Source organism: Streptomyces durhamensis (genome assembly GCF_000725475.1).
GTDB lineage: Bacteria > Actinomycetota > Actinomycetes > Streptomycetales > Streptomycetaceae > Streptomyces > Streptomyces filipinensis.
In genome coordinates this window covers 110,113-134,786 of record NZ_JNXR01000007.1, presented here as the reverse complement: position 1 = coordinate 134,786, position 24,674 = coordinate 110,113, and the positions used below count along the sequence as shown (strand labels likewise).

Sequence of the window (24,674 nt, the reverse complement as noted above, 5' to 3'; positions counted from 1 at the left end):
AAGCCCCCTCCGCGCCGTGGTACGGTTACAGGGCAACGGCGCGGGGTGGAGCAGCTCGGTAGCTCGCTGGGCTCATAACCCAGAGGTCGCAGGTTCAAATCCTGTCCCCGCTACTGCAGGCGAAGGCCCGGATCCCAAGGGATCCGGGCCTTCGTGGTGTGCGAACTCATGTACTGGGGGGAGGGACGGCCGCGCCGCCGTGGGGAGTTGAGCGGTGTGTGTTTGACTTGTCTCCCTGTGGGCATGTCGACAAAACGCTGAAGTGACCTCACGGGCTGCGGTATACCGGGTGTACCCAGGTTGCAGGTGGTGCGACGATGGACGTTATGGGGGACAAGGCAACTCTGTTCGAGTCAGGGCGATTTGTGCAGTCTTCCGGTGAAGAGCCGTCCCGTGACGAGTTGAGCGACATGGGGGACGCCGCGGAGGAAGTACGCCTCGGGCTGGCCGCGCAGAGCGGTGACGCCGAGGCGGCGAGCGTCCTCGGAGCCATGCTGCTGCGCCGTGGCGACCTCGACGGAGCCGAACCCCACCTGCGGGCCGCCACCGCGGCCGGCGACCGGGCCGCCGCCAACAACCTGGGCGTCCTGCTGCATCAGCGCGGCTACCCCGAGGAGGCCGCCGGCTGGTGGCGTGTCGCCGCCGTCGCCGGGTCCGCCGCCGCCGCGCACGCGCTGGGCCGTCATCACCGTGAGCGCGGGGACGAGCCCGCCGCCGAGTACTGGCTGCGCCAGTCCGCCGAGCAGGGTCATGCCCTCGGCGCCTACGCGCTCGCCGACCTGCTGGAGCACCGCGGGGACGTCGGCGCCGAACACTGGATGCGGGCCGCGGCCGAGCGCGGGCACCGGGAGGCCGCCTACCGGCTCGCCCGCGTCCTCGACCGCGGGGCCGGGCACGGGGAGGAGGACGGCGCTGACAACGCTGTCGCGGAGGCCGAGCAGTGGTACCGGCAGGCCGCCGCGCGCGGCCACCGCCGCGCCGCGCTGCACCTCGGCGCGATCCTGGAGAAGCGCGGCGAACTGAAGGAGGCCGGGCGCTGGTACCTGACCTCGGCCAAGGACGGCGAGCCCCGGGCCGCCTGCGCGCTGGGCTTCCTGCTGCGCGACGCAGGGGACACCGAGAGCGCGGCCGTGTGGTGGCTGCGCGCAGCCCAGGACGGCGACGGCAACGCGGCCAACGCGCTCGGCGCGCTGCACGCCGAGCGGGGCGAGACCCAGACCGCCGAACGGTGGTACCGGGCGGCGCTGGACGCCGGTGACGACAACGGCGCCTACAACCTCGGGCTGCTCTGCGCCGAGCAGGGACGCACCGCCCAGGCCGAGCAGTGGTACCGGCGGGCCGCCTACGCCGGGCACCGGGAGGCCGCCAACGCGCTCGCCATCCTGCTGCTCCAGGGCGGTGACACCACCGGTGCCGAGCCGTGGTTCTCCAAGGCCGCCGAGGCCGGCAGCGTGGACGCCGCGTTCAACCTCGGGATCCTCTACGCCGGGCGCGGGGCGGACACGATGGCGCTGCGCTGGTACGAGCGGGCCGCCGCCGCCGGGCACACCGAGGCGGCACTCCAGGTCGGCATCGCCCGGCTGCGCGAGGGCGACGAGCAGGAGGCCGAGCGGCACCTGCGGTGCGCGGCGGGCGCGGGCAGCGCGGAGGCGGCGTACCGGCTGGCCACGCTGCTCGACGCGCGCCGGCCGCCGGAGCCGGCGCATGAGCTGGGCGAGATCGTGCACGAGAAGACCGAGTGCGAGGAGTGGTACGAGCGGGCGGCGGCCCAGGGGCACCGGCGGGCCCAGGTTCGGGTCGGCATGCTCGCGGCGGCACGGGGAGACGTGGTCGAGGCGGCCCGGTGGTACCGGGCGGCGGCGGAGGCCGGGTCGCGCAACGGCGCCTTCAATCTGGGGCTGCTGCTGGCGCGGGAGGGAAGCGAGCCGGAGGCGGCGGTGTGGTGGACGCGGGCGGCGGACGCGGGGCACGGCCGGGCGGCGCTGCGGCTGGCTCTGGTCTACGCGCGTCGGGGCGAGCTGGCGGAGGGGCAGAAGTGGGCGGACCGGGCGGTCGCGCTGGGGCCGGCGGAGGTCTCGGAGCGGGCGGGGCGGCTGAGGGACGCCCTGCGTGAGGAGCTGTCCGCTTGATCGGCACCCGCCAGGGGCCGCGCGGAAGTGACCCCGGCCACTGTGCCCCCCATGGATTTGCTTCCGTCTGCTTCTTCCGCGTAATGTCGTGTTCACCGACGCGGGGTGGAGCAGCTCGGTAGCTCGCTGGGCTCATAACCCAGAGGTCGCAGGTTCAAATCCTGTCCCCGCTACTGAAGGCCGAGGGTCGGAATCCAGAAATGGGTTCCGGCCCTCGGTCGTTTGTGCCCCACGAAGGGGCACGGGGATACGAAGAAGCCCCGGCGGATGCCGGGGCTTTCGGGGAGAAGTGGCGCGTTACGCCTTCGCGCACTCCGGGCACAGCCCGCGGTACGTCACCTCGACGTCCGACACGGTGAAGCCGAACCGCTCCGTGTCGGGCAGGTCGGCGAGCGGGTTGCCCGTGGGGTGGACGTCACGGATCGCGCCGCACAGGGCGCAGACCAGGTGATGGTGCGGCCGGTGCGCGTTCGGGTCGTAGCGCTTGGCGCGCTTGTCCGTCGTGACTTCCAGTACCTCGCCGAGGGAGACCAGCTCGCCCAGCGTGTTGTAGACGGTGGCCCGGGAGATCTCGGGCAGCTTCGCGACAGCACGAGCATGGACCTCGTCGGCCGTCAGATGCACATGATCGCCGTCGAGGACCTCGGCCACGACGCGCCGCTGCGCGGTCATCCGCCATCCGCGTCCACGCAGCCGTTCCAGAAGGTCGCTCATGGCCACCAGCCTAACAGGAAGACGTACCAGCTCGGGAATAGGTGTGACTTTGGAACATTGTTTGACTTAGATCTAGTCCAATGTAGGATCGGGGACGGCTTTGGCCACAGGACAGGACTGGGACAGGACTAGTCAGCGATGACGCAGGAGGCGCACGTGACGCAGGGACCGCTCACCACGGAGGCCGGTGCTCCGGTCGCCGACAACCAGAACAGCGAGACGGCGGGCGTCGGCGGGCCGGTCCTGGTCCAGGACCAGCTGCTGCTGGAGAAGCTGGCCCACTTCAACCGGGAGCGCATCCCCGAGCGGGTCGTCCACGCGCGCGGCGCGGGTGCGTACGGCACCTTCACGGTGACCGCTGACGTCACGCCGTACACCCGCGCCGCCTTCCTCTCCGAGGTCGGCAAGGAGACCGAGGTCTTCCTGCGCTTCTCGACGGTGGCCGGCAACCTGGGTGCGGCGGACGCCGTCCGTGACCCGCGTGGATTCGCGCTGAAGTTCTACACCGAGGAGGGCAACTACGACCTCGTCGGCAACAACACCCCGGTGTTCTTCATCCGGGACGCGATCAAGTTCCCGGACTTCATCCACACCCAGAAGCGCGACCCCTACACCGGCAGCACCGAGGCCGACAACGTATGGGACTTCTGGTCGCTGTCGCCGGAGTCCACGCACCAGGTGACCTGGCTGTTCGGCGACCGTGGCATCCCGGCCTCGTACCGGCACATGGACGGCTTCGGCTCGCACACCTTCCAGTGGAACAACGCGGCCGGTGAGGCCTTCTGGGTCAAGTACCACTTCAAGACCGACCAGGGGATCAGGAACCTCACGGCGGAAGAGGCCGAGGTGCTCGCGGGCAAGGACCCCGACTCGCACCAGCGCGACCTGCGCGAGGCGATCGAGCGGGGCGAGTTCCCCAGCTGGACCGTGGGTGTGCAGATCATGCCGGCGGCCGACGCGGCGACGTACCGCTTCAACCCGTTCGACCTGACCAAGGTGTGGCCGCACGCGGACTACCCGGTCATCGAGATCGGCAGGCTGGAGCTGAACCGCAACCCGCAGAACGTCTTCGCCGAGGTCGAGCAGTCGGTCTTCAGTCCCGCCCACTTCGTGCCGGGTATCGGTCCCTCGCCGGACAAGATGCTCCAGGGTCGCCTGTTCGCGTACGGCGACGCGCACCGCTACCGCGTCGGCATCAACGCCGACCACCTGCCGGTGAACCGCCCGCACGCCACCGAGGCGCGCACCAACTCCCGTGACGGCTTCCTGTACGACGGACGGCACGGCGGGGCGAAGAACTACGAGCCGAACAGCTTCGGCGGGCCGCAGCAGACCGGGCGCGCCCTGTGGCAGCCCACCTCCGTCGACGGCTCCACCGGCAACCACCCGACGCCGGTACACGCCGAGGACGACGACTTCGTGCAGGCGGGCGCCCTCTACCGGCTGATGTCGGAGCAGGAGAAGGAGCGGCTGGTCGCGAACCTGGCGGGCTTCATCGCCAAGGTCTCGCGCGAGGACATCGCCGAGCGCGCGATCGGCAACTTCCGCAACGCCGACGCCGACTTCGGCAAGCGGCTGGAAGCGGCGGTGCAGGCGCTGCGCGGCTGAGCCGGCGGCACGGCCCGTGCTGCTGGGCGGGCCGGACCCCACGGTGCTCGGGGTCCGGCCCGTTCCGCGTGCTCGGAGCGCGCTCGGCGCGTGCCGCTGTGCGTGTGCTGCTGTGGTGTGCTGCTGTGCGTACGTGTCCGGACGTGCTCAGAGCGCCGCCGCGGGTTCGCGGGCCGGGGCCCAGCAGCGGATGATGTCGCGGACCGAGACGATGCCGGCGACCTCGCCGCGGTCGAGGACGACCAGGTGCCGGAAGCCGCCGTGCGCCATGGTGCGGGCGGCCTGCTCCAGGGTCCAGGTCGGGGCGGCGAAGACGACGTCGGTGGTGGTGTGGGCGTGGGTGCGTTCCGTGTCTGGGTTCTGGCCGAGGCCGACGGAGTTGAGGATGTCGCGTTCGGTGAGGATGCCGATGCCGCCGGCGTCCGGGTCGAGGACGACGGCGGCGCCGACGCGGCGGGCGGACATCAGGGCGGCTGCCTGGCGGAGCGTGTGGGCGGGGCCGACGGTGAGGATCACCGTGCTCATGGCGTCTCGGACGAGCATGGAAGGGGCCACCTCCTAGGAATCCCTGCGATTGTGTAGGGATTCACAAATTCACAAGTGGGGGTGGCTTCAGAGTGCCAGGTAAAGGAGGGGTCAACAAGAGGGCGCGCGACGCCAGTTGGGGGCGTGTGCGGGTTCCTCCTGTGTCTCACTGGCGCCGGTTGAGATACCCCAGCAACTCGTGGTGCAGCAGCCCGTTGGACGCGGCCGCGTTCCCGCTGTGCGGGCCCGGGCGGCCGTCGAGGCCGGAGAAGGAGCCGCCCGCCTCCGTGACGATGATCGCGTTGGCGGCCATGTCCCACAGCGACAGCTCGGGCTCCGCGCAGATGTCCACGGACCCCTCGGCGACCATCATGTAGGGCCAGAAGTCGCCGTACGCGCGCGTGCGCCACACCTCCCGGGTCAGGTCCAGGAAGCCCTCCAGGTGGCCCCGCTCCTCCCAGCCGGAGAGGGAGGAGTACGCGAAGGACGCGTCCGCGAGCGTGCCGACCCGGGAGACGTGGATGCGGCTGGCGGAGGTCAGGCTGCGGCCGGTGAAGGCGCCATGGCCCTTCGCGGCCCACCAGCGGCGGTTCAGCGCGGGGGCGGAGACGACGCCCACGACCGGCTGGTAGCCCTCCTCGCCCGCTTCCATCAGGGAGATGAGCGTCGCCCAGACGGGGACACCGCGGACGTAGTTCTTGGTGCCGTCGATCGGGTCGATCACCCAGCGGCGGGGGCCGGTGCCCTCGATGCCGTACTCCTCGCCGAGGATCGCGTCCCTCGGACGGGCGCGCTGGAGCTGGCCGCGGATGAGTTCTTCCGCCGCCTTGTCCGCCTCGCTCACCGGGGTCATGTCCGGCTTCGTCTCCACCTTCAGGTCGAGTGCCTTGAAGCGGTCCATGGTGGCGGCGTCGGCGGCGTCCGCGAGGACGTGGGCGAGGCGCAGGTCGTCCAGGTAGTCCGGCATGCAAGGCACGGTATCTGCCGCGGCCGGTACGGGGCCAGCAGGGCCGGGAGGTGTCGGGGCGGCCGGTGCCGCGGCCGGATGCCCGGCGGTGCCGTGTCCGGACCGGCCGCGAACGAACCCCCGTGAACCCTTGACAGTGCATACAAGCGCGTCAAACCTGGGCGCAGAGCCGCTCTGTGCCAGGGAGGCGACGATGGCTGCTGCCCGGGAGTCCCTGCTGGACGCCGCCTGTACGGCCCTCGCGCGCCGGCCGTGGTCCATGGTCCGGATGGTCGAGGTGGCCGCGGCGGCCGGAGTGTCCCGGCAGACCCTCTACAACGAGTTCGGCAGCAAGGACGGGCTGGCCCGCGCCCTGGTGCGGCGGGAGGCCGACGGCTATCTGGCCGGGGTGGAGCGGGCCCTCGCCGGCCCCGGGGAGCCGGCCGAGCGGCTCATCGCCGTGGTCGAGTGGACGAGTGCCGCGGCGCGGGAGAACGCCCTGGTACGGGCCATGCTCACCGGCTGCTGGAGCGAGCGGCTGCCCACCCCTCCGCTCGCCGCCGTGCCGTCCACCTCCTCGGTGCCGGCGCAGCGTCGCGCGGACGGGCCGCTGCCGACGCCCCGTGACTTCGTCCGCATCGTGCGGGACCGCGCGGTCAGCGCTCTGGCGGGGCCCGCCGCCACCCCCGCCGACACCGCCGGACTGACCCGCCCCTGCGAACTCGTCGTGCGCCTCGCCCTGTCGTGCGTCGCCGCGCCACCGGGCGAGAGCGGGCTGGCCGAACTGGTCCGAGCGGTCGCCCCGCACCCGGTGGTGTGAGCGAGCGGTGGGGGCGTGCCGGGCCGCCCCCTCATGCGATCTCCGCCCCCGGCGCCCGCACCCCGCCGCCTGCTTCTTCAGCCACCCCGCCTTCGTGTGGTCGATGTCCGCCAGGCCCTCCGCGGCGTAGTTCGCGAGGCCGGAGCGGACGGCGAGGATCTCCGGGCGCCGGTGGAGCTCGATGGAGTGGCCGAGACGCCAGATCTCGGCGTCGGCCTGGTTGCAGAGCGTCCGAGCCGAACCGGTCGGGCGGCACGGTCGAGGAGGGGCCGGTCGACGAGGTCTTCGCCCGGCCCCGGCACCCGTACGTCCAGGTTGTCGGCCGTGCCCGTGCCGGACCCCACGCGGGAGCGGCACCGCACGCGGATCCTCCTGCCCGGCGATCCGCCGGGTCCGACCCGCCGCTACGACGGCTGCCGGTTCCGGGCGCGGTGTCCGCTGCACGCGGAGCTGACGGTGGACGAGCGCAAGCGGTGCGCGCACGAGGTGCCGGAGTTCGAGGGTGACGGAGCGGCGTGCCACTTCGCGAGGGCGCGGGAGGTGCTGTAGGGGGCGGCGGCCGAAGCGCCCGAAGGGGCGCGGGCCTAGTGCGCCGAGCCCGACAGCTGCAGGCCGATCACCCCGATGATGACCAGGCTGATCGAGACGATCTTCAGGGTGGAGACCAGGTCGCCCAGGAACACCATGCCGTAGATCGCGGTGCCGGCCGCGCCGATGCCGGTCCACACCGCGTACGCGGGGCCGACGTCCAGCTTCTTCAGGGACAGGGTCAGCAGCCCGAAGCTGCCGAGGGCGAAGGAGGCGAAGGCGACCGTCGGCCAGAGCCGGGTGAACCCGTGCGAGAGCTTCAGGCACACGGCGAAACCGGTCTCCAGAAACCCGGCCACTATGACCAGCAGCCACGCCATGTGCGGTCCTCCCGTTGATCCGGATCTCCGGCTCGGTGCGATTATGCACTTACCGGCCGCTCACCCGGCCAAACAACGCGGTGGTCAGTCGCCTTCCCTGCGCTCCCGCGTGGCCAGCAGCCGACGCAGGGAGAAGAGCCGCGCCGGATCCGCGTGGCCCTCCTCGACCCACGCGTCCAGCGCGCAGTCCTGCTCGTCGTGACTGCATGCGCGCGGGCAGCCCTCCGTGCCGGGTTCGAGGTCCGGGAAGGCGTGGATCACCCGGGACGGGTCGATGTGCGCGAGACCGAAGGAGCGGACGCCGGGGGTGTCGATGACCCAGCCGTCCTCGCCGGCCAGGGGCAGGGCCAGGGCCGAGGTCGTGGTGTGCCGGCCGCGGCCCGTCACCGCGTTCACACGGCCCGTCGTACGCCGTCGCTCCTTGGGGACCAGCGCGTTGACCAGCGTCGTCTTGCCGACGCCCGAGTGGCCCACGAACGCGGTGACCCTCCCGTCGAGATACTCCCGCACCCGGTCCGCCGCGTCCCCGTTCTCCAGCTCGTCGCGGCTGGTGACGACGTAGGGGATGTCGAGCGCGCCGTACAGCTCCAGCAGCTTGTCCGGCGGGGCCAGGTCCGACTTGGTCATCACCAGCAGCGGCTCCAGACCGCCGTCGAAGGCGGCGACCAGACAGCGGTCGATCAGCCGGGGACGGGGTTCCGGGTCGGCCAGGGCGGTGACGATCGCCAGCTGGTCCGCGTTCGCCACGACCACCCGCTCGAAGGGGTCGTCGTCGTCGGCCGTGCGCCGCAGCACCGACGTGCGTTCCTCGATCCGCACGATCCGGGCGAGCGTGTCCTTCTGACCGGACAGGTCGCCGACCAGGGCCACCCGGTCCCCGACCACCGCCGCCTTGCGGCCCAGTTCGCGGGCCTTCATCGCCATGACGACCCGGTCCTCGACGAGGCAGGTCAGCCGGCCGCGGTCGACCGTGAGGACCAGGCCCCCGGCGGCGTCCTCGTGCTTGGGCCGGATGTTCGTCCGCGGCCGGTTGCCCTTGCGGTTGGGACGGGTGCGGATGTCGTCCTCGTCGGTGTGCTTGCCGTAGCGGCGCATGGCGTGTCCCTACTGCCCGAGCATCCCGGTCCACAGCTCGGGGAAGTCCGGCAGGGTCTTCGCCGTGGTCGCCACGTTCTCGATCCGCACTCCCTCGACCGCGAGGCCGATGATCGCGCCGGCGGTCGCCATGCGGTGGTCGTCGTAGGTGTGGAAGACGCCGCCGTGCAGGGGGCGCGGGCGGATGTGCAGGCCGTCGGCGGTCTCGGTGACGTCACCGCCGAGCTCGTTGATCTCCTTGGTGAGCGCGGCCAGCCGGTCCGTCTCGTGCAGCCGCAGATGCGCCACGCCGCGCAGGGTGGAGGGGGAGTCCGCGAGGGCCGCGACCGCCGCGATGCCGGGGGTCAGCTCGCCGACGTCACCGAGGTCCACGTCGATCCCGTGGATGGCACCCGAACCGGTGAACACCAGCCCGGACTCGGTGAGTTCGCAGGAACCACCCATCTCGGTGAAGATCTCCCGCAGCCGGTCGCCGGGCTGGGTGGTGCGCTCCGGCCAGTCCGGGATCAGCACCTTGCCGCCCGTGACCAGGGCCGCCGCCAGGAACGGCTGGGCGTTGGACAGGTCCGGCTCGACCGTCAGGTCCCGGCCGAGCAGTGCGCCCGGTGTCACCCGCCACACGTTCGGCTCGCCGCCCGACTCCGGGGTGTCCACCTGGGCGCCGACCGCGCGCAGCATGTCGACGGTCATCCGGATGTGCGGCAGGGAGGGCAGCGAGGCACCGGTGTGGCGGACCTCGACGCCCTGGTTGAAGCGCGGACCGGACAGCAGCAGCGCCGAGACGAACTGGGAGGACGAGGAGGCGTCGACGGAGACCGGGCCGCCGTCCAGGGCACCGCCGCCGTGCACGGTCAGCGGCAGCGCGCCCCGGCCGTCGTCGTCGATCCGGGCGCCGAGCTGCCGCAGCGCGTCGATCACGCCGTGCAGGGGACGCTCGTAGGACCGCGGGTCGCCGTCGAACCGGACGGGACCGTCGGCCAGCGCGGCGACCGGGGGCAGGAAGCGCATCACCGTGCCGGCGTTGCCCACGTCGACCGTGGCCGGGCCGTGCAGGCCCGTCGGCAGCACCCGCCAGGCCTCGCCGGTGCCGTCGGGGCCGACCCCCTCCTCGATCTCCACGCCCATCGCACGCAGCGCGCCCGCCATCAGCAGCGTGTCACGGGAGCGCAGCGGCCGGCGCAGCCAGCCGGGCTCGGAGGCGAGGGCGGCCAGCACCAGCGCGCGGTTGGTGACCGACTTGGACCCGGGCACGTGGACCGTCGCGTCGACGGCTCCGCTCGCGTGCGGGGCGGGCCAGAGGGCGGTGGGTGCGGGGTTCACGGTCATGGGCCCCACTTTAGTGGCTGGGGGCGACCGGAGATCTCGATCAAAAGCGGTGAAACCCCGCGAAAACGCAGGCGGGCGGTGTGTCGCACCCGGGCGGAGTCCGCGGTCGGTGCGTCCCCGCGTCCCCGCGCGCCCGCGCCCCCCGTCCGGCCGTCACACCTCCAGCAGCCAGCGGCCCCCGCCGATCAGCGAGGACAGCGACACCGCGTGGAACAGGAACAGCCACAGCCCCGCCGGTACGTGCGTCAGACGCGACAGCTGGTCCGCGTCCGAGTCCCCCGCTCCGCCCGCCCGGCTCCCGCCCCCCGCGAACGACGCCTCGCGACCCCTCCAGCGCGACCGCTTCAGCTGCAGCTCGAAGGGCGGCCGTACCCCGCCGGACAGCAGGAACCACACCACCGCGTACGCGAACGCCGCCTGCACCTGGGGTCCGGCCAGCCAGGACACCAGCAGGAAGGCGCCGCCGGCCAGCACGACGGTCAGGACGCCGTACGCGTTGCGGATCATCACCAGCATCGCCACCAGCAGTGCCGTCGCCACCCACAGCAGCAGCGTGATGCGGCCCGCGGCCAGCAGGGCGGCGCCGCCCAGGCCCAGCAGCGAGGGCGCGGTGTAGCCCGCGGCGGCCGTCAGGATCATGCCGAGCCCGTACGGCTTGCCCCGGCTGAGGGTGAGGCCGCTGGTGTCGGAGTGCAGCCGGATGCCGGTGAGCTGCCGGCCGGTGAGCAGCGCGATCAGGCCGTGGCCGCCCTCGTGCGCGATCGTGATCGCGTTGCGCGATATGCGCCACAGGCGGTGCGGGACGACGACGGCGAGGGCGGCGGCCAGGGTGGCGAGCACCACCCACAGGTCCGGGTCGGGCTGGGTGCCGGTGAGCCGGTCCCAGAGGTCGGGCAGCGCGAGGGCGGCGAGGCTGTCCATGTCCGGCGATGGCTCCCTGTCGTCGAGTGGTGGTGGTCGGGTGGCGGGTGGGCCTGGCAGTGTGGCACGTATGTGCGGACGGTATGCATCGAGTCGTAGGCCCGAGGATCTCGCAGGAATCTTTGGGATCGAGACCGGGGTCTCCCCAGGGCGGGCGGAGCCGGGCCCCGGCGGGAGGGAGCCCGAGGAGACCCTGGCGCCGGACTACAACGTGGCTCCGACCAAGGAGGTCTTCGCCGTCCTCGACCGTCCCCTGAAAGACGCGGACTCCCCGCGCCCGGTTCGCCAGCTGCGCACGCTGAGGTGGGGACTGGTGCCGTCCTGGGCCAAGACGCCCGAGGGCGGTGCCCGGATGATCAACGCCCGCGCCGAGACCGTGCACGAGAAGCCCGCCTACCGCCGCGCCTTCGCCGCCCGGCGCTGCATCATCCCCGCCGACGGCTACTACGAGTGGGTCACCGGCGAGCAGGAGCGCGAGCTGGAGGTCGAGGGCAGGAAGAAGCGCCCGCGCAAGCAGCCGTACTTCGTGCTGCCGGCCGACGGCTCGGTGTTCGCGATGGCCGGGCTGTACGAGTTCTGGCGCGACCGGACCCTGCCCGACGACCACCCGCGGGCCTGGTGGGTCACCTGCTCCGTGATCACCACCGAGGCCGAGAAGACCCCGCTGGCCGTCGCCCCCGCCCAGGGCCCGCGCTCCCTGGCCGACATCCACCCCCGGATGCCGCTGATGCTCACCCCCGACCGCTGGGACGCCTGGCTCGACCCCTCCCGCACCGACCCCGACGACCTGCGCGCCCTCCTGGACCCGCCGCCGCCCGGGCTGATGCGTGCCTACCCGGTCTCCACGGCCGTCAGCAACGTCCGCAACAACGGCCCCGAGCTGCTGAAGGAGCTGGAGGCGCCGGAAGAGGGCACACTCTTCTAGCGTGATCGAAACTGTCGAGACCGAGGCCGGGACCGCGCGGCTCACCTGGCACCGGGCGGACGAGCCCCGGCTCGTGCTCGCCGCGAGCCACGGCGCCGGAGGCGGCATCGAGGCGCGGGACCTGCAGGCGCTCGCGCGCACGCTCCCCGCGCACGGTGTGACCGTCGCGCTGGTCGAGCAGCCCTGGCGGGTGGCCGGGAAGAAGGTCGCGCCGGCGCCGAAGACGCTGGACGCCGGATGGCGCGGGGTGTGGCCGGCGCTCGCCGGGCCGGGGCTGCCGGTGATCGCGGCCGGCCGCAGCGCGGGCGCCCGGGTCGCCTGCCGTACGGCGTCGGAGCTCGGCGCGCACGCCGTGCTCGCGCTGAGCTTCCCGCTGCACCCGCCGGGCAGGCCGGAGAAGTCCCGGGCCGGGGAGCTGCTCGGGGCGGGGGTGCCCACGCTGGTCGTGCAGGGCGGCAACGACCCGTTCGGGAAGCCGGCGGAGTTCCCCGAGGGCGACTTCGAGCTGACCGAGGTGCCGTACGGGGATCATGGCTTCGCCGTGCCCAAGCGCGCGGAGATCACCCAGGACCGGGCCCTGGAGATCATCACCGGGGCCGTGGCGCGGTGGCTCACCTCACTCGGGTGACGGGCGGGAATGCCCCGCGCCGGGGTGCTGTTGTGGCGGACAGAAGTGCTGAGGCCTCGGCACCGACGTCGTGGGAGAGGAAGTCCGCCGCATGGGTTCGACCGTATGCCCGAGCCGTGAGCGCCGCGCTGACCTGGACTGGACGGTGCTGCACTCGGCCAAGACCGCTCCTATTCGAGGGGCGGCAGGCACGGGTCGTGTTCTATCCTCCGAATCGAGTGGGACCGGTCTCGGTCCTGCCCGGGATCTTGAGGAGGTGGGTCCGGTCACCGGTACCGACGCAGGGACCGACAACGGCCAGGCGGAGCAGCCCGAGGGCCAGGGCGTGAGCGCGGAGACGAACTCCGAGTCCACCGCCGAGCGCAGTGCGCGCTTCGAGCGGGACGCGCTCGAATTCCTCGACCAGATGTACTCGGCCGCGCTGCGCATGACGCGCAACCCGGCCGACGCCGAGGACCTGGTGCAGGAGACCTACGCCAAGGCGTACGCGTCCTTCCACCAGTTCCGCGAGGGCACCAACCTGAAGGCGTGGCTGTACCGGATCCTCACCAACACCTTCATCAACTCCTACCGCAAGAAGCAGCGCGAGCCGCAGCGCTCCGCCGCGGAGGAGATCGAGGACTGGCAGCTCGCCCGCGCCGAGTCGCACATGTCGACGGGTCTGCGTTCCGCCGAGTCGCAGGCGCTCGACCACCTGCCCGACTCGGACGTGAAGGAAGCGCTGCAGGCGATCCCCGAGGAGTTCCGCATCGCCGTCTATCTGGCGGACGTCGAGGGCTTTGCGTACAAGGAGATCGCGGACATCATGGGGACACCCATCGGTACGGTGATGTCCCGGCTGCACCGGGGCCGCCGGCAACTGCGCGGCATGCTGGAGGACTACGCGCGTGAGCGCGGACTGGTCCCGGCGGGCGCCGGAGAGTCGAACGAAGCGAAAGGTTCGGGCTCATGAGCTGCGGAGACCCGCACGAGACGGACTGCAGTGAGGTCCTCGACCATCTGTACGAGTTCCTCGACAGCGAGATGCCGGACGTCGATCGCGACAAGTTCCAGCACCACTTCGAGGAATGCTCGCCGTGCCTGGAGAAGTACGGCCTGGAGCAGGCCGTGAAGAAGCTGGTCAAGCGGTGCTGCGGCCATGACGACGTGCCCGCCGACCTGCGCGCCAAGGTCATGGGGCGGATCGACCTGATCCGCTCCGGTCAGGCCGTGCCGGACCACGACGTGACCGTCACGCCGCAGGAGAGCTGACCACGCGGGTCGGCGCCGCCGTCACCCGAATGTGCTAATCCTCAGGTCATAAGCCCCGTACCCCCCGGTCCCCGCCCTAGGCTCCGAGCCTGGACAGGCATGGTCGGGGAGGGGTGCGATGGAGGCGGTACCGGCGAGGGCGCGCGGCTATGTGGCCGGTGCGGCCCTGCTGGCGCTGCTCTGCCTCCTGCCGCTGCCGGCGCTGCACACCCCCTGGTGGGCGCTCGGCCTGCTGGCCGCGCTCTACACCGCCAGCGAGTACGTCGTACGCCGGCGTTTCGGCGGCACCTTCCACCCCGTCCTGCTCGCCGGGGCGTTCCTGCTGCCGCCGCCGGCCGCCGCGCTCGTCCCGCTGCCCGCGGCCCTGCTCTCCCCGGTCGAGCACCGGCCCGCGCTGCCGCGGCGCCTGTGGCGGGCCGCGCAGCCCGCGCTCGCCGTGTGGGCCGCCGCCCGGGTGCACTGGGCGCTCGGCGGACGGGACGCCGTCGTCGGCTGCGACTTCCCGTACGCGCTGCTGCCCACCGGTGCGGCCGTCCTCGCGTTCTGCCTGGTCCTCAGCCTGCTCGACGGCGGCCTGCGCGTGGTCGCCCTGGGCGTTCCGCTGCGCCGGGCCTGGCGCGGGCTGCTGTCCCGTTCGCTCGCGCCGGTCGCGGTGCACGGACTCGCCGGGCTGATGATGGCCGTGCTGTGGCGCAGCCCGTACGGCCCGGTCGCCGCGCTGCTCGTGCTGCTGCCGATGTACGTGTCCTGGTGGATCTTCGCCCAGTACCACCGCGAACGCGCCGCCCACCAGGCCACCATCCGCGCCCTCGTGCAGGCCGTCGACATCAAGGACGGCTACACCCGCGGCCACAGCGAACGCGTCGGACAGGCCTCCGTGATGATCGCCCGGGAACTCGGCATGGACGACGAACGCGTCGAGACCCTGCGCTTCGCCGGCATCCTGCACGACGTCGGCAAGCTCGGCGTCCCCACCCGGCTGCTGCGCAAGGACGGCCCGTTGACCCCCGAGGAACGCCGGATCATCGAACTGCATCCCGAGTACGGCCATGAGATGGTCCGCGGGATCTCCTTCCTCGGCGAGGCCCGCGCCGCGATCCTGCACCACCACGAACGCCTCGACGGCAGCGGCTACCCGTACGGCCTGGTCGGCACCCAGATCCCCGAGTGCGCCCGGGTCGTCGCCGTCGCCGACGCCTTCGACGCGATGACCTCCACCCGCTCCTACCGCAGGGCCCGGCCGGTCGAGGTGGCCGTCGCCGAACTGGAGCGGTGCGCGGGCACCCAGTTCGACCCCCGTATGGTCACCGCGCTCGCCCGGGCCCTCGACCGGCACGGCTGGCACCCGGCCGTCACGGCCGACGAGACGGCGCGGGCGGTCCCGCCCCGGCAGCCGGTCGCCGGCTCGCGCAGCGGGGCACCGCGATGACCGCCCTGCGGATCGTGCACGCCTGCGCCGCGCTCACCGCCGCCGTGTGCCTCGGCGTCAGCCTGTGGGCCGGCCTGGCCGACCGGGGCGTGGCGCTCTCCTTCGGGGTGCTCATAGCCCTCGGGGAGCTGACCCGGTGGAGCGGGGCCCCGGTCCGGCAGGCCGCGCCGCTGGGCACCGCAGGATCCCTGTCGTACGCCCTGCTCGGCCCCGACGCGGGGCACCCGACGCTGCACGACGCGCCGCAGGTCGTCACCGTCGTCCTTGCCGCCTCCCTGCTCGGCGGCGTGCCGCACATCTGGTGCGGCCGCACCCCGACCCTCGACCACCTCGCCCGCCGTGTCCTGAGCGTCGGATTCGCCGCCGTCTGCTTCCAGCCCCTCTCCAACAAGGGCGTGTTCGCGTCCTGGAGCGGCCCCGCCTACGCGCTGCTGCTCGTCGCCCTCCTTGTCCTCACCGCCCTGTGCGACGCCGTCCTCGCCGCGGCCCTCGCCCACTCCCGCACCCGCTGGCCCTTCGGCCCGCTGCTGCGCGACGAGCTGCGCGGGCTGCTCGGCATCGGCTCCGCCGTCTGCGCGACCGGGGCGGTGATGGCGCTCGCGGTCGCCGTCGTCGGCCTGTGGGCGCTGCCCGTGTTCTGTCTGCCCCTGCTGCTCACCCAGTTGTCCGTGCGCCGGTACGCGGCCGTCCGCGCCATCACCCGGCAGACCATCGCCTCCCTCGCCCGCGCCACCGAGATCGCCGGATACACCCCCGCCGGGCACGCCCGGCGCGTCGCCGCGCTCGGTCTCGCCGTCGGCCGGGACCTGGGCCTGAGCGAGGGCGAGCTGACCGTCCTGGAGTACGCGGCCCTCATGCACGACATCGGCCAGCTCAGCCTGGTCGACCCGGTCCCGGCCGGTGCCACCGCCGGCCTGCCCCCCGCCGATCAGCGCCGCATCGCGCTGCTCGGCGGGGCCGTCGTACGGCAGACCGGCGTGGCCGCGGCGGTCGCCGTGATGGTGGAACGGCAGGCGGACCCCTACCGGGACCAGCCGGTCGCCGCGCGGATCATCCGGGCCGTGAACGCCTACGAGGAGAAGACCCGGGACGCCGGCCCCGAGGCAGCCCTGCGGGCGCTGGAGGACCTGCGGCTCGGCACCGCCGGTGACTACGCGCCCGAGGTCGTCGAGTCCCTCGCCCGGGTCCTCGCCCGGCCGCCGGCCTGGGGGGAGGGCGTCCCGGCCGAGGGCGACGGGAGACGCACGGCACTGTCTGACCCCGCGCCCGGCTGGGTAACCCATGGGTAATGAGCGCCTTTCCCGCCGTACGTGGTTGGATGCGAGGGAGAGGGTGTCCGGGGGCACAAGCCAGCCCACTGTGCGGAACTGGAACTGGCAGGCGGGAATCGTGAGGATCTTCGGCAAGGGACGGCACCGGCCCTCCGCCTCCTGGCGGCAGGCCACCGACCGCGCGTTCACGCTGATCGGCGACGGACGGTACGAGGACGCGGGCGAGCTGCTGACACGGGCCGCCGATCTGGAGCCCTGGCTGTCGGAGTCCTGGTTCAACCTTGCCCTGCTGCACAAGTTCCGGCACGACTGGGAGCAGGCCCGCGCGGCCGGGCTCCGGGCCGTCGCACTGCTCGACCGGGAGACCGGGGCGCCCGACTGGTGGAACGTGGGCATCGCCGCCACCGCCCTGCAGGACTGGCCGCTGGCCCGCCGCGCCTGGCAGGCGTACGGGCTGAAGGTGCCCGGGGGCGCAGCCGCCTCCGCCGAGCCCCTCGGCATGGAGCTGGGCAGCGCGGCCGTACGGCTCTCCCCGGAGGGTGAGGCCGAGGTCGTGTGGGGCCGCAGGCTGGATCCGGCGCGGATGGAGGTGCTGTCCATCCCGCTTCCCTCGTCCGGGCGGCGCTGGGGCGAGGTGGTGCTGCACGACGGTGTCCCGCACGGTGAGCGCACGACGTCCGCCGGGCACTCCTACCCGGTCTTCGACGAGATCGAGCTCTGGGCGCCCTCGCCCGTTCCGACCTGGGTGGTCCTGCTGGAGGCGGCCACCGAGGCGGACCGGGACGCGCTGGAGCAGCTGGCCGCCGACGCGGGGTTCGCCGCGGAGGACTGGTCCTCTTCGGTACGGCTGCTGTGCCGGATGTGCAGCGAGTCGCGTATGCCGTCCGACGAGGGCGAGGGGGTGCACCTGGATCCGCACGACCACAGCGAGCCGGGGCATCCGGGGCCGCTGGGGCATCGGACCGACGGGCAGCTCTGGGTGCCCGAGCGGGAGTGCGGGGTGGCCGCGCCGGCTTCCCTGGTGAGGGGGTTGCTGGACGGGTGGGTCGCGGACAGCCCGGACTCCAGGGACTGGCGGGATCTCGAAGAGGTTTGCTGAGCCGACGGTGACCGGCCGCCTTTAGGCTGTACCCGAGACTTTTCACAGGTTTGCAGGAAGGCGTACGTCGGTCATGGCGCAGCAGGACACCGATCATCAGCACGCGGGCGTGCTCCCCGTCGACGACGAGGGCTATGTCGTCGACACGGAGGACTGCGAGGAGCGCGAGAACGCCTGGCGGGAGCGCGGGACCTCGCGGCCGATCACGGTCGTCGGAAACCCGGTGCTGCACAAGGAGTGCGAGGACGTCACCGAGTTCGGCGAGGAGCTGCAGCAGCTGGTGGCCGACATGTTCGCCAGCCAGCGCACCGCCGAGGGCGTGGGCCTGGCCGCCAACCAGATCGGTGTCGGCCTGAAGGTCTTCGTCTACGACTGCCAGGACGACGAGGGCGCCCGGCACGTCGGTGTGGTGTGCAACCCGAAGCTGGTCGACCTGCCCGCCGACCGGCGCCGGCTGGACGACAGCAACGAGGGCTGCCTGTCCGTACCGACGGCGTACGCGCCGCTCGCGCGCCCTGACTACGCCGAGGTCACCGGCCAGGACGAGCAGGGCAACCCGATCAGGGTGCGCGGCACCGGTTACTTCGCACGCTGTTTGCAGCACGAGACCGACCACCTCTACGGCTACCTGTACATCGACCGGCTGTCCAAGCGGGACCGCAAGGACGCGCTGCGGCAGATGGCCGAGAACGAGCCACGTTACCCGGTCGTCGCCAACGACTAGGCGACACTGGTCAGTCGGGGCGCCCGGCCGGGATCACTCCCGGTCGGGCGCCCTGCGTATGTCCCCGCCTCGCTCATCCGTGCGTCGTACAACCGATCCCTACTGCCCTTGTTGTGATCCTTAATCGGTCACACGAGGTGGGATTCTCGGCAAGCTTGGGGTAGTGAGTGAAGCAAATCCGTTCCCATGGCGGTCAGTTGTGGTGCTGAATGTAAGTGCGGGGATACGCAACCGCGCACGCCCGGCACAACCGGAGAGGGGTGTGCGCTCCTGGCGGCTGAGAGGGGTTTGTTCGTGCAAGCTTTCCCACACAGCACCACAGGGACGCCGACGGCGGTCGTCGTACCACCCTCACTGGCACTCCCGGTGATCGAGTCCGACTTTCCCCGGCAACTGCATCCGTATTGGCCGCGGCTCCAGCACACGACACGCCTCTGGCTGCTGGAAAAACGGCTCATGCCGGCGGACAAGGTGCAGGAATATGCCGACGGACTGTGCTACACGGACCTCATGGCCGGCTACTACCTGGGCGCACCCGAGGAGGTCATGCAGGCCATCGCCGACTACAGCGCGTGGTTCTTCGTCTGGGACGACCATCACGACCGTGACATCGTGAACGGCCGGGCGGGCGACTGGCGGCGGCTGAGGCACCGCCTGCACGCGGCCCTCGACGCACCCCGGCACCATCTGCACCACCCGGACCCGCTGGTCGCCGGATTCGCGGACAGCGTGCTGCGGCTGTACCGCTTCCTGTCGCGCACCTGGAACCAGCGGTTCGCCCGGCATTTCCACGCGGTGATCGAGGCCTACGACCGTGAGTTCCGCAACCGCACCGAGGGATACATACCCGGGGTCGAGGAATACCTCGCCCTGCGCCGGCTCACCTTCGCGCACTGGATATGGACGGACCTGCTGGAGCCGAGCGCCGGTTGTGAACTCCCGGATGCCGTACGGAAAAAACCCGCCTATCGCCGGGCCGCGCTGCTCAGCCAGGAATTCGCCGCCTGGTACAACGACCTGTGCTCACTGCCGAAGGAAATAGCGGGCGACGAGGTCCACAATCTCGGAATCAGTCTCATCACCCATGAGGGGCTGACTCTCGAAGACGCGGTGGACGAAGTCAGGCGGCGGGTCGAGGAATGTGTCACGGAATTCCTCGCGGCCGAGCGGGACGCCCTGCGGTTCGCCGACGACCTCGACGACGGAACGGTCCACGGAAAGGAACTCAGCGCCGGGGTCCGCGCCTGCGTCGCCAATATGCGCAACTGGTTCAGCTCCGCCTACTGGTTCCACCACGAGTCCGGCCGGTACCGGGTCGACACCTGGGACGACCGGTCCACACCCCCGTACGTCACCAACGAAGCGGCAGGTGAGTCATGACCGTCGAGTCCGCGCGGCCCCTGACCTCGAAGGCCACCGAACTGCGTGAACCGCCCCTGGCCGGCGGCGCCGTGCCGGGCCTCGGGCACGGCCTGAAACTGGTCCGCGACCCGCTCGCCTTCATGTCCCGGCTCCGCGACCACGGCGACGTCGTACGCCTCAAGCTCGGCCCCAAGACGGTGTACGCCGTCACCACGCCGGAGCTGACCGGCGCACTCGCGCTCAGCAGCGACTTCAAGATCGACGGACCGCTGTGGGAGTCCCTCGAAGGCCTGCTCGGCAAGGAGGGCGTGGCCACCGCCAACGGCCCCCGTCACCGCCGTCAGCGCCGCACCATCCAGCCCGCGTTCCGGCTGGACGCCATCCCGGACTACGGGCCGGTCATGGAGGAGGAGGCGCACGCCCTGACCGAGCGCTGGCGGCCCGGCGAGACCGTCGACTGCACCTCCGAGTCCTTCCGGGTGGCCGTGCGCATCGCTGCCCGCTGCCTGCTGCGCGGCGAGTACATGGACGAGCGCGCCGAGCGGCTGAGCGTCGACCTCGCCAGCGTCTTCCGGGGCATGTACCGCCGGATGGTCATCCCGCTCGGACCGCTGTACCGGCTGCCGCTCCCGGCCAACCGCGAATTCAACCGGGCGCTGGCCGATTTGCATCTGCTGGTCGACGAGATCGTCGCCGAGCGGAGGGCATCTGGTCAAAAGCCGGACGATTTGCTGACGGCATTGCTGGAGGCAAAGGACGACAATGGCGACCCCATCGGGGAACAGGAGATCCACGACCAGGTCGTCGCGATACTCACCCCCGGCAGCGAAACGGTGGCGTCCACGATCATGTGGCTGCTGCAGGTTCTCTCGGAACACCCGGAGCACGCCGAGAAGGTACGGACCGAGGTCGAATCCGTGACCGGCGGTCGGCCGGTCGGATTCGAGCACGTGCGCGCGCTCACGCACACCAACAATGTCGTCGTCGAGGCCATGCGGCTCAGGCCCGCCGTATGGATATTGACCCGGCGCGCGGTGACCGACACCTCGCTCGGCGGCTATCGCATTCCGGCGGGGGCGGACATCGTCTACAGCCCGTACGCGATCCAGCGCGACGCCCGCTCCTACGACCGCCACCTCGACTTCGACCCGGACCGATGGCTGCCGGAGCGGGCCGGGGAGGTGCCGAAGTACGCCATGAGCCCCTTCAGCGTGGGCAACCGCAAGTGCCCCAGCGACCACTTCTCCATGACCCAGCTGAGCCTGATCACCGCGGCGGTCTCGGCGAAGTACCGCTTCGAGCAGGTCGCGGGGTCGAACGACAGCACCCGGGTGGGCATCACCCTGCGTCCGCACGACCTGCTGCTGAGGCCGACGCCTTGGTAGAACCTGGTACCGGCGCGCGCTCAGACGGCTTCAGGGCCCCAAGCGCGCGCCGGTAGGCGTTCGGCGCGGTGCGTGAACGGTGAAGGAGGATCAGAAGTCCTCGTCCAGGTCGACCGTTCCCTCCACCGCGACCTGGTACGCCGACGGGCGGCGCTCGAAGAAGTTCGTCAGCTCCTGGACGCCCTGCAGCTCCATGAAGGAGAAGGGGTTCTCCGAGCCGTACACCGGGGCGAAGCCGAGGCGGGTCAGACGCTGGTCGGCGACGCACTCCAGGTACTGCCGCATCGACTCGGTGTTCATGCCCGGAAGGCCGTCACCGCACAGGTCGCGGGCGAACTGCAGCTCGGCCTCGACGGCCTCCTTCAGCATGTCGGTGACCTGCTGCTGGAGCGCGTCGTCGAACAGCTCCGGCTCCTCCTTGCGGACGGTGTCGACCACGTCGAAGGCGAAGGACATGTGCATCGTCTCGTCGCGGAACACCCAGTTGGTGCCGGTGGCGAGACCGTGCAGCAGGCCCCGGCTGCGGAACCAGTAGACGTACGCGAAGGCGCCGTAGAAGAACAGACCCTCGATGCACGCGGCGAAGCAGATGAGGTTGAGCAGGAAGCGCCGGCGGTCGGCCTTCGTCTCCAGGCGGTCGATCTGCTCCACCGAGTCCATCCACTTGAAGCAGAACCCGGCCTTCTCGCGGATGGAGGGGATGTTCTCGACGGCCGCGAACGCCGCCGCCCGGTCCTCCGGATCGGGCAGGTAGGTGTCCAGCAGGGTCAGATAGAACTGGACGTGCACGGCCTCCTCGAAGAGCTGACGCGACAGGTACAGGCGCGCCTCGGGGGAGTTGATGTGCTTGTACAGCGTCAGGACCAGGTTGTTCGCGACGATCGAGTCGCCCGTCGCGAAGAAGGCCACCAGCCGGCCGATCAGGTGCTGCTCGGCCGGGGTCAGCTTCGCGAGGTCGGCGACGTCCGAGTGGAGGTCGACCTCCTCCACGGTCCAGGTGTTCTTGATGGCGTCCCGGTAGCGCTCGTAGAAGTCGGGGTAGCGCATCGGGCGCAGGGTGAGTTCGAAGCCCGGGTCGAGCAGGTTGGTGTGACGGCTGGACATTACTGGCAGGCCTCGCAGGACTCGGGGTTTTCCAGGGAGCAGGCGACCGCGTCGGGCTCGTTGACCTGCTGGACGGGGAGGGTCGTCTGGGTCTGCGCCTGGGCGGCGCGGGCGATGCGCGTCGCGGGCCGCGAACGCAGGTAGTACGTCGTCTTCAGGCCGGACTTCCAGGCGTAGGCGTACATCGAGGAGAGCTTGCCGATGGTCGGCGTCTCCAGGAACAGGTTGAGCGACTGCGCCTGGTCGAGGAACGGCGTCCGAGCCGCCGCCATGTCGATCAGGCCGCGCTGCGGGATCTCCCACGCCGTGCGGTACAGGGCCCGGACGTCGGCCGGGATCCAGGCGAAGTCCTGCACGGAGCCGTTGGACTCGCGCAGCGCCTCACGGGTCCGCGCGTCCCAGACGCCCAGCTCCTTCAGATCCCGCACCAGGTACGAGTTGACCTGCAGGAACTCGCCGGAGAGCGTCTCGCGCTTGAACAGGTTGGAGACCTGCGGCTCGATGCACTCGTAGACGCCCGCGATGGAGGCGATGGTGGCGGTCGGCGCGATCGCGAGCAGCAGCGAGTTGCGCAGGCCGACGGACGCGATCCGCTCCCGCAGGGCAGCCCAGCGCTCGGGCCAGACGCGTGCGACGTCGTAGTGGTCGGGGTGCAGGACGCCCTGGGCGGTACGGGTCTTCTCCCAGGCCGGCAGCGGGCCGCTCCGCTCGGCGAGGTCGGCGGAGGCCTCGTACGCGGCGAGCATGATGCGCTCGGCGATCCGCGTGGACAGGGCCTTGGCCTCCGGGGAGTCGAAGGGCAGACGCAGCTTGAAGAACACGTCCTGCAGACCCATGACACCGAGGCCGACGGGCCGCCACTTGGCGTTCGACCGGCCCGCCTGCTCGGTCGGGTAGAAGTTGATGTCGACCACGCGGTCCAGGAAGGTGACGGCCGTGCGGACCGTCTCGTCGAGGCGCTCCCAGTCGATGTCCCCGCCGCTCACGAAGGCGCCGAGGTTGACCGAACCCAGGTTGCAGACCGCCGTCTCGCCGTCGTCGGTGACCTCCAGGATCTCCGTGCAGAGGTTGGAGGAGTGCACGACGTGGCCGGGCAGGGCCGTCTGGTTGGCGGTGCGGTTGGCCGCGTCCTTGAAGGTCATCCAGCCGTTGCCGGTCTGCGCGAGGGTGCGCATCATCCGGCCGTACAGCTCACGGGCCGGCATTGTCTTCCTCGCCAGTCCCGCCTGCTCGGCCTTGCGGTAGGCGGCGTCGAACTCCTCGCCCCACAGGTCCACCAGCTCCGGCACGTCCGCCGGGGAGAACAGCGACCACTGCTCGTCGGCGTTGACCCGGCGCATGAACTCGTCCGGGATCCAGTGCGCGAGGTTCAGGTTGTGCGTACGGCGCGCGTCCTCACCGGTGTTGTCCCGCAGCTCCAGGAACTCCTCGATGTCGGAGTGCCAGGTCTCCAGGTACACGGCCGCGGCGCCCTTGCGCCGGCCGCCCTGGTTCACGGCGGCCACCGAGGCGTCCAGGGTCTTCAGGAACGGCACGATGCCGTTGGAGTGCCCGTTGGTGCCGCGGATCAGCGAACCGCGGCTGCGGATCCGGGAGTACGACAGGCCGATGCCGCCGGCGTGCTTGGAGAGCCGGGCGACCTGGTGGTAGCGGTCGTAGATGGAGTCCAGCTCGTCCAGCGGCGAGTCGAGGAGGTAGCAGGACGACATCTGCGGGTGCCGTGTGCCGGAGTTGAAGAGCGTGGGGGAGGACGGCAGGTAGTCGAGGCGGCTCATGAGCCCGTAGAGCGCGGCGACTTCGTCGAGGGAGCGGACGGTGTCGTCCTCGGCGAGGCCGCTCGCGACCCGCAGCATGAAGTGCTGGGGCGTCTCGATGACCTTGCGGGTGATGGGGTGCCGAAGGAGGTACCGGCTGTGCAGTGTGCGCAGGCCGAAGTAGCCGAAGCGGTCGTCCGCGTCCGTGTCGACCAGCGCGTCCAGCCGCTCGGCGTGCAGCCGCGCGAACGCGGCGGTCCGGTCGGCGATGAGCCCCTCGCGGTGCCCCACGGCCACGGACCCGGTGAAGGACGTCACGCCCTGCGAGGCGGCCTCGGCCCGGATGGAGAGGGTCAGCAGCCGGGCGGCCAGCCGGGAGTAGGCGGGGTCCTCGGAGATGAGCCCGGCGGCGGCCTCCGTGGCCAGCTCGCGCAACTCCGCCTCGTCAGCGCGCGCCGACCGGCCGCGCAGCGCGGCGGCGGCGACCCGCCCGGGGTCGGCGTCGGGCAGGTCGGCGGTCAGCTCGGTCAGGGTCCGCAGCAGCGCGGTACCGGGACCGTCGGTCTCCAGGCCGCTGGCTGAAGCCGGATCTGCTGGCGCGATGGTCACGTGGGGCTCTCCCTCGCTCGGCACGGGGGCCTTGCGGAGGGCAGGGGGCAGCCACGAGCGCACACGGCGTCGCGTCCACCGGCCCACTCCACGAGGCCCGGACGTCTCAGGGCACCCGGACCGGACGGCCGGGCGCGCTGT

At 71.7% G+C, this 24,674-nt stretch carries 23 protein-coding genes and 2 tRNA genes; 16 read left to right on the top strand and 9 right to left on the bottom strand.

Annotation, left to right across the window (positions count from 1 at the left end):
• Positions 1–39: 39 nt before the first annotated feature.
• From IO33_RS0111675 to IO33_RS0111665, 3 genes are all read left to right on the top strand, one after another.
• Positions 40–113: transfer RNA gene (locus IO33_RS0111675), tRNA-Met, on the top strand.
• 204 nt (positions 114–317) lie between these two features.
• Positions 318–2,129, top strand: a complete 1,812-nt coding sequence (locus IO33_RS0111670) for a tetratricopeptide repeat protein (protein WP_209438845.1) — start codon at positions 318–320, stop codon at positions 2,127–2,129.
• Positions 2,130–2,228: 99 nt separating this feature from the next.
• A tRNA-Met gene (locus tag IO33_RS0111665) sits at positions 2,229–2,302 on the top strand.
• A 124-nt stretch (positions 2,303–2,426) separates the two neighbouring features.
• On the opposite strand, the gene IO33_RS0111660 is transcribed toward IO33_RS0111665, so the two are convergent.
• Positions 2,427–2,843, bottom strand: coding sequence for a Fur family transcriptional regulator (locus IO33_RS0111660; RefSeq protein WP_031163408.1), 417 nt, complete (start codon positions 2,841–2,843; stop codon positions 2,427–2,429).
• Positions 2,844–2,999: 156 nt separating this feature from the next.
• Between IO33_RS0111660 and IO33_RS0111655 the strand changes: the two genes are divergently transcribed.
• Positions 3,000–4,451, top strand: coding sequence for a catalase (locus IO33_RS0111655; RefSeq protein ID WP_031163405.1), 1,452 nt, complete (start codon positions 3,000–3,002; stop codon positions 4,449–4,451).
• A 147-nt stretch (positions 4,452–4,598) separates the two neighbouring features.
• Here the strand turns inward: IO33_RS0111655 and IO33_RS0111650 are convergent, their stop codons facing one another.
• Positions 4,599–4,994 carry a CBS domain-containing protein gene (locus tag IO33_RS0111650; RefSeq protein ID WP_031163403.1) on the bottom strand — a complete coding sequence of 132 codons (396 nt, stop codon included), beginning with the start codon at positions 4,992–4,994 and terminating at the stop codon, positions 4,599–4,601.
• A 148-nt stretch (positions 4,995–5,142) separates the two neighbouring features.
• Positions 5,143–5,943 (bottom strand): histidinol-phosphatase, encoded by an 801-nt coding sequence (gene hisN, locus IO33_RS0111645; protein ID WP_031163400.1) that lies wholly within the window; start codon positions 5,941–5,943, stop codon positions 5,143–5,145.
• A gap of 193 nt (positions 5,944–6,136) precedes the next feature.
• On the opposite strand from hisN, the gene IO33_RS0111640 reads away from it, so the two are divergent.
• Together IO33_RS0111640 and IO33_RS45885 are read left to right on the top strand one after the other, a co-directional pair.
• Positions 6,137–6,742 (top strand): TetR/AcrR family transcriptional regulator, encoded by a 606-nt coding sequence (locus IO33_RS0111640; RefSeq protein ID WP_031163398.1) that lies wholly within the window; start codon positions 6,137–6,139, stop codon positions 6,740–6,742.
• A gap of 324 nt (positions 6,743–7,066) precedes the next feature.
• Positions 7,067–7,291, top strand: a complete 225-nt coding sequence (locus IO33_RS45885) for a hypothetical protein (protein ID WP_031163396.1) — start codon at positions 7,067–7,069, stop codon at positions 7,289–7,291.
• A 35-nt stretch (positions 7,292–7,326) separates the two neighbouring features.
• Here IO33_RS45885 and IO33_RS0111630 read toward each other — a convergent pair whose 3' ends face one another.
• The 4 genes from IO33_RS0111630 to IO33_RS0111615 all read right to left on the bottom strand — a co-directional run bounded on the left by IO33_RS0111630 (position 7,327) and on the right by IO33_RS0111615 (position 10,992).
• On the bottom strand, positions 7,327–7,650 hold the full coding sequence (locus IO33_RS0111630; RefSeq protein WP_031163393.1) for a DMT family transporter: 324 nt from the start codon (positions 7,648–7,650) through the stop codon (positions 7,327–7,329).
• Between the two features lie 84 nt (positions 7,651–7,734).
• The gene (gene rsgA, locus IO33_RS0111625) at positions 7,735–8,745 is read right to left on the bottom strand and encodes a ribosome small subunit-dependent GTPase A (protein ID WP_031163391.1); all 1,011 of its coding nucleotides are present in this window, start codon (positions 8,743–8,745) and stop codon (positions 7,735–7,737) included.
• 9 nt (positions 8,746–8,754) lie between these two features.
• On the bottom strand, positions 8,755–10,071 hold the full coding sequence (gene aroA, locus IO33_RS0111620; protein ID WP_031163388.1) for a 3-phosphoshikimate 1-carboxyvinyltransferase: 1,317 nt from the start codon (positions 10,069–10,071) through the stop codon (positions 8,755–8,757).
• Positions 10,072–10,224: 153 nt separating this feature from the next.
• Positions 10,225–10,992 carry a M50 family metallopeptidase gene (locus tag IO33_RS0111615; RefSeq protein WP_031163386.1) on the bottom strand — a complete coding sequence of 256 codons (768 nt, stop codon included), beginning with the start codon at positions 10,990–10,992 and terminating at the stop codon, positions 10,225–10,227.
• A 70-nt stretch (positions 10,993–11,062) separates the two neighbouring features.
• Between IO33_RS0111615 and IO33_RS0111610 the strand changes: the two genes are divergently transcribed.
• The 10 genes from IO33_RS0111610 to IO33_RS0111565 all read left to right on the top strand — a co-directional run bounded on the left by IO33_RS0111610 (position 11,063) and on the right by IO33_RS0111565 (position 21,066).
• A complete protein-coding gene (locus IO33_RS0111610) occupies positions 11,063–11,917 on the top strand; it encodes an SOS response-associated peptidase (protein WP_031163384.1) in 855 nt (284 codons plus the stop codon).
• A 1-nt stretch (position 11,918) separates the two neighbouring features.
• A complete protein-coding gene (locus IO33_RS0111605) occupies positions 11,919–12,545 on the top strand; it encodes an alpha/beta hydrolase family protein (RefSeq protein ID WP_031163382.1) in 627 nt (208 codons plus the stop codon).
• A 256-nt stretch (positions 12,546–12,801) separates the two neighbouring features.
• The gene (gene sigR, locus IO33_RS0111600) at positions 12,802–13,497 is read left to right on the top strand and encodes an RNA polymerase sigma factor SigR (protein WP_031163380.1); all 696 of its coding nucleotides are present in this window, start codon (positions 12,802–12,804) and stop codon (positions 13,495–13,497) included.
• Positions 13,494–13,796, top strand: coding sequence for a mycothiol system anti-sigma-R factor (gene rsrA / locus IO33_RS0111595; RefSeq protein WP_031163379.1), 303 nt, complete (start codon positions 13,494–13,496; stop codon positions 13,794–13,796). Before sigR ends, rsrA begins: the two co-directional genes overlap by 4 nt.
• A gap of 118 nt (positions 13,797–13,914) precedes the next feature.
• Complete coding sequence (locus IO33_RS0111590) at positions 13,915–15,225, top strand: HD-GYP domain-containing protein (RefSeq protein WP_031163378.1); 1,311 nt, start codon at positions 13,915–13,917, stop codon at positions 15,223–15,225.
• Positions 15,222–16,514, top strand: a complete 1,293-nt coding sequence (locus IO33_RS0111585) for an HD-GYP domain-containing protein (protein WP_031163377.1) — start codon at positions 15,222–15,224, stop codon at positions 16,512–16,514. Before IO33_RS0111590 ends, IO33_RS0111585 begins: the two co-directional genes overlap by 4 nt.
• A gap of 100 nt (positions 16,515–16,614) precedes the next feature.
• Entirely contained in the window at positions 16,615–17,595 is a 981-nt protein-coding gene (locus IO33_RS0111580; RefSeq protein ID WP_031163376.1) for a hypothetical protein, read from the top strand.
• Positions 17,596–17,668: 73 nt separating this feature from the next.
• Positions 17,669–18,319: a peptide deformylase gene (gene def / locus IO33_RS0111575; RefSeq protein ID WP_031163374.1), complete on the top strand. Its 651-nt coding sequence runs from the start codon at positions 17,669–17,671 to the stop codon at positions 18,317–18,319.
• A gap of 294 nt (positions 18,320–18,613) precedes the next feature.
• The gene (gene cyc1, locus IO33_RS0111570) at positions 18,614–19,699 is read left to right on the top strand and encodes an epi-isozizaene synthase (RefSeq protein WP_031163372.1); all 1,086 of its coding nucleotides are present in this window, start codon (positions 18,614–18,616) and stop codon (positions 19,697–19,699) included.
• On the top strand, positions 19,696–21,066 hold the full coding sequence (locus IO33_RS0111565; protein WP_031163370.1) for a bifunctional albaflavenone monooxygenase/terpene synthase: 1,371 nt from the start codon (positions 19,696–19,698) through the stop codon (positions 21,064–21,066). The genes cyc1 and IO33_RS0111565 overlap by 4 nt, the downstream gene beginning before the upstream one ends.
• Positions 21,067–21,156: 90 nt before the next feature.
• On the opposite strand, the gene IO33_RS0111560 is transcribed toward IO33_RS0111565, so the two are convergent.
• Together IO33_RS0111560 and IO33_RS0111555 are read right to left on the bottom strand one after the other, a co-directional pair.
• Positions 21,157–22,170: a ribonucleotide-diphosphate reductase subunit beta gene (locus IO33_RS0111560; RefSeq protein ID WP_031163368.1), complete on the bottom strand. Its 1,014-nt coding sequence runs from the start codon at positions 22,168–22,170 to the stop codon at positions 21,157–21,159.
• Positions 22,170–24,533, bottom strand: a complete 2,364-nt coding sequence (locus IO33_RS0111555; RefSeq protein ID WP_031163366.1) for a ribonucleoside-diphosphate reductase subunit alpha — start codon at positions 24,531–24,533, stop codon at positions 22,170–22,172. The genes IO33_RS0111560 and IO33_RS0111555 overlap by 1 nt, the downstream gene beginning before the upstream one ends.
• Between the last annotated feature and the right edge of the window lie 141 nt (positions 24,534–24,674).

Excerpts from the sequence above, each read along its gene's own strand:
- IO33_RS0111670 (WP_209438845.1), top strand. The coding sequence starts at position 318 with ATGGACGTTATGGGGGACAAGGCAACTCTGTTCGAGTCAGGGCGATTT.
- IO33_RS0111660 (WP_031163408.1), bottom strand. The coding sequence starts at position 2,843 with ATGAGCGACCTTCTGGAACGGCTGCGTGGACGCGGATGGCGGATGACC.
- IO33_RS0111650 (WP_031163403.1), bottom strand. The coding sequence starts at position 4,994 with ATGCTCGTCCGAGACGCCATGAGCACGGTGATCCTCACCGTCGGCCCC.
- hisN (WP_031163400.1), bottom strand. The coding sequence starts at position 5,943 with ATGCCGGACTACCTGGACGACCTGCGCCTCGCCCACGTCCTCGCGGAC.
- IO33_RS0111640 (WP_031163398.1), top strand. The coding sequence starts at position 6,137 with ATGGCTGCTGCCCGGGAGTCCCTGCTGGACGCCGCCTGTACGGCCCTC.
- IO33_RS0111630 (WP_031163393.1), bottom strand. The coding sequence starts at position 7,650 with ATGGCGTGGCTGCTGGTCATAGTGGCCGGGTTTCTGGAGACCGGTTTC.
- rsgA (WP_031163391.1), bottom strand. The coding sequence starts at position 8,745 with ATGCGCCGCTACGGCAAGCACACCGACGAGGACGACATCCGCACCCGT.
- aroA (WP_031163388.1), bottom strand. The coding sequence starts at position 10,071 with ATGACCGTGAACCCCGCACCCACCGCCCTCTGGCCCGCCCCGCACGCG.
- IO33_RS0111615 (WP_031163386.1), bottom strand. The coding sequence starts at position 10,992 with ATGGACAGCCTCGCCGCCCTCGCGCTGCCCGACCTCTGGGACCGGCTC.
- IO33_RS0111610 (WP_031163384.1), top strand. The coding sequence starts at position 11,063 with ATGTGCGGACGGTATGCATCGAGTCGTAGGCCCGAGGATCTCGCAGGA.
- rsrA (WP_031163379.1), top strand. The coding sequence starts at position 13,494 with ATGAGCTGCGGAGACCCGCACGAGACGGACTGCAGTGAGGTCCTCGAC.
- IO33_RS0111590 (WP_031163378.1), top strand. The coding sequence starts at position 13,915 with ATGGAGGCGGTACCGGCGAGGGCGCGCGGCTATGTGGCCGGTGCGGCC.
- IO33_RS0111585 (WP_031163377.1), top strand. The coding sequence starts at position 15,222 with ATGACCGCCCTGCGGATCGTGCACGCCTGCGCCGCGCTCACCGCCGCC.
- def (WP_031163374.1), top strand. The coding sequence starts at position 17,669 with ATGGCGCAGCAGGACACCGATCATCAGCACGCGGGCGTGCTCCCCGTC.
- IO33_RS0111565 (WP_031163370.1), top strand. The coding sequence starts at position 19,696 with ATGACCGTCGAGTCCGCGCGGCCCCTGACCTCGAAGGCCACCGAACTG.
- IO33_RS0111560 (WP_031163368.1), bottom strand. The coding sequence starts at position 22,170 with ATGTCCAGCCGTCACACCAACCTGCTCGACCCGGGCTTCGAACTCACC.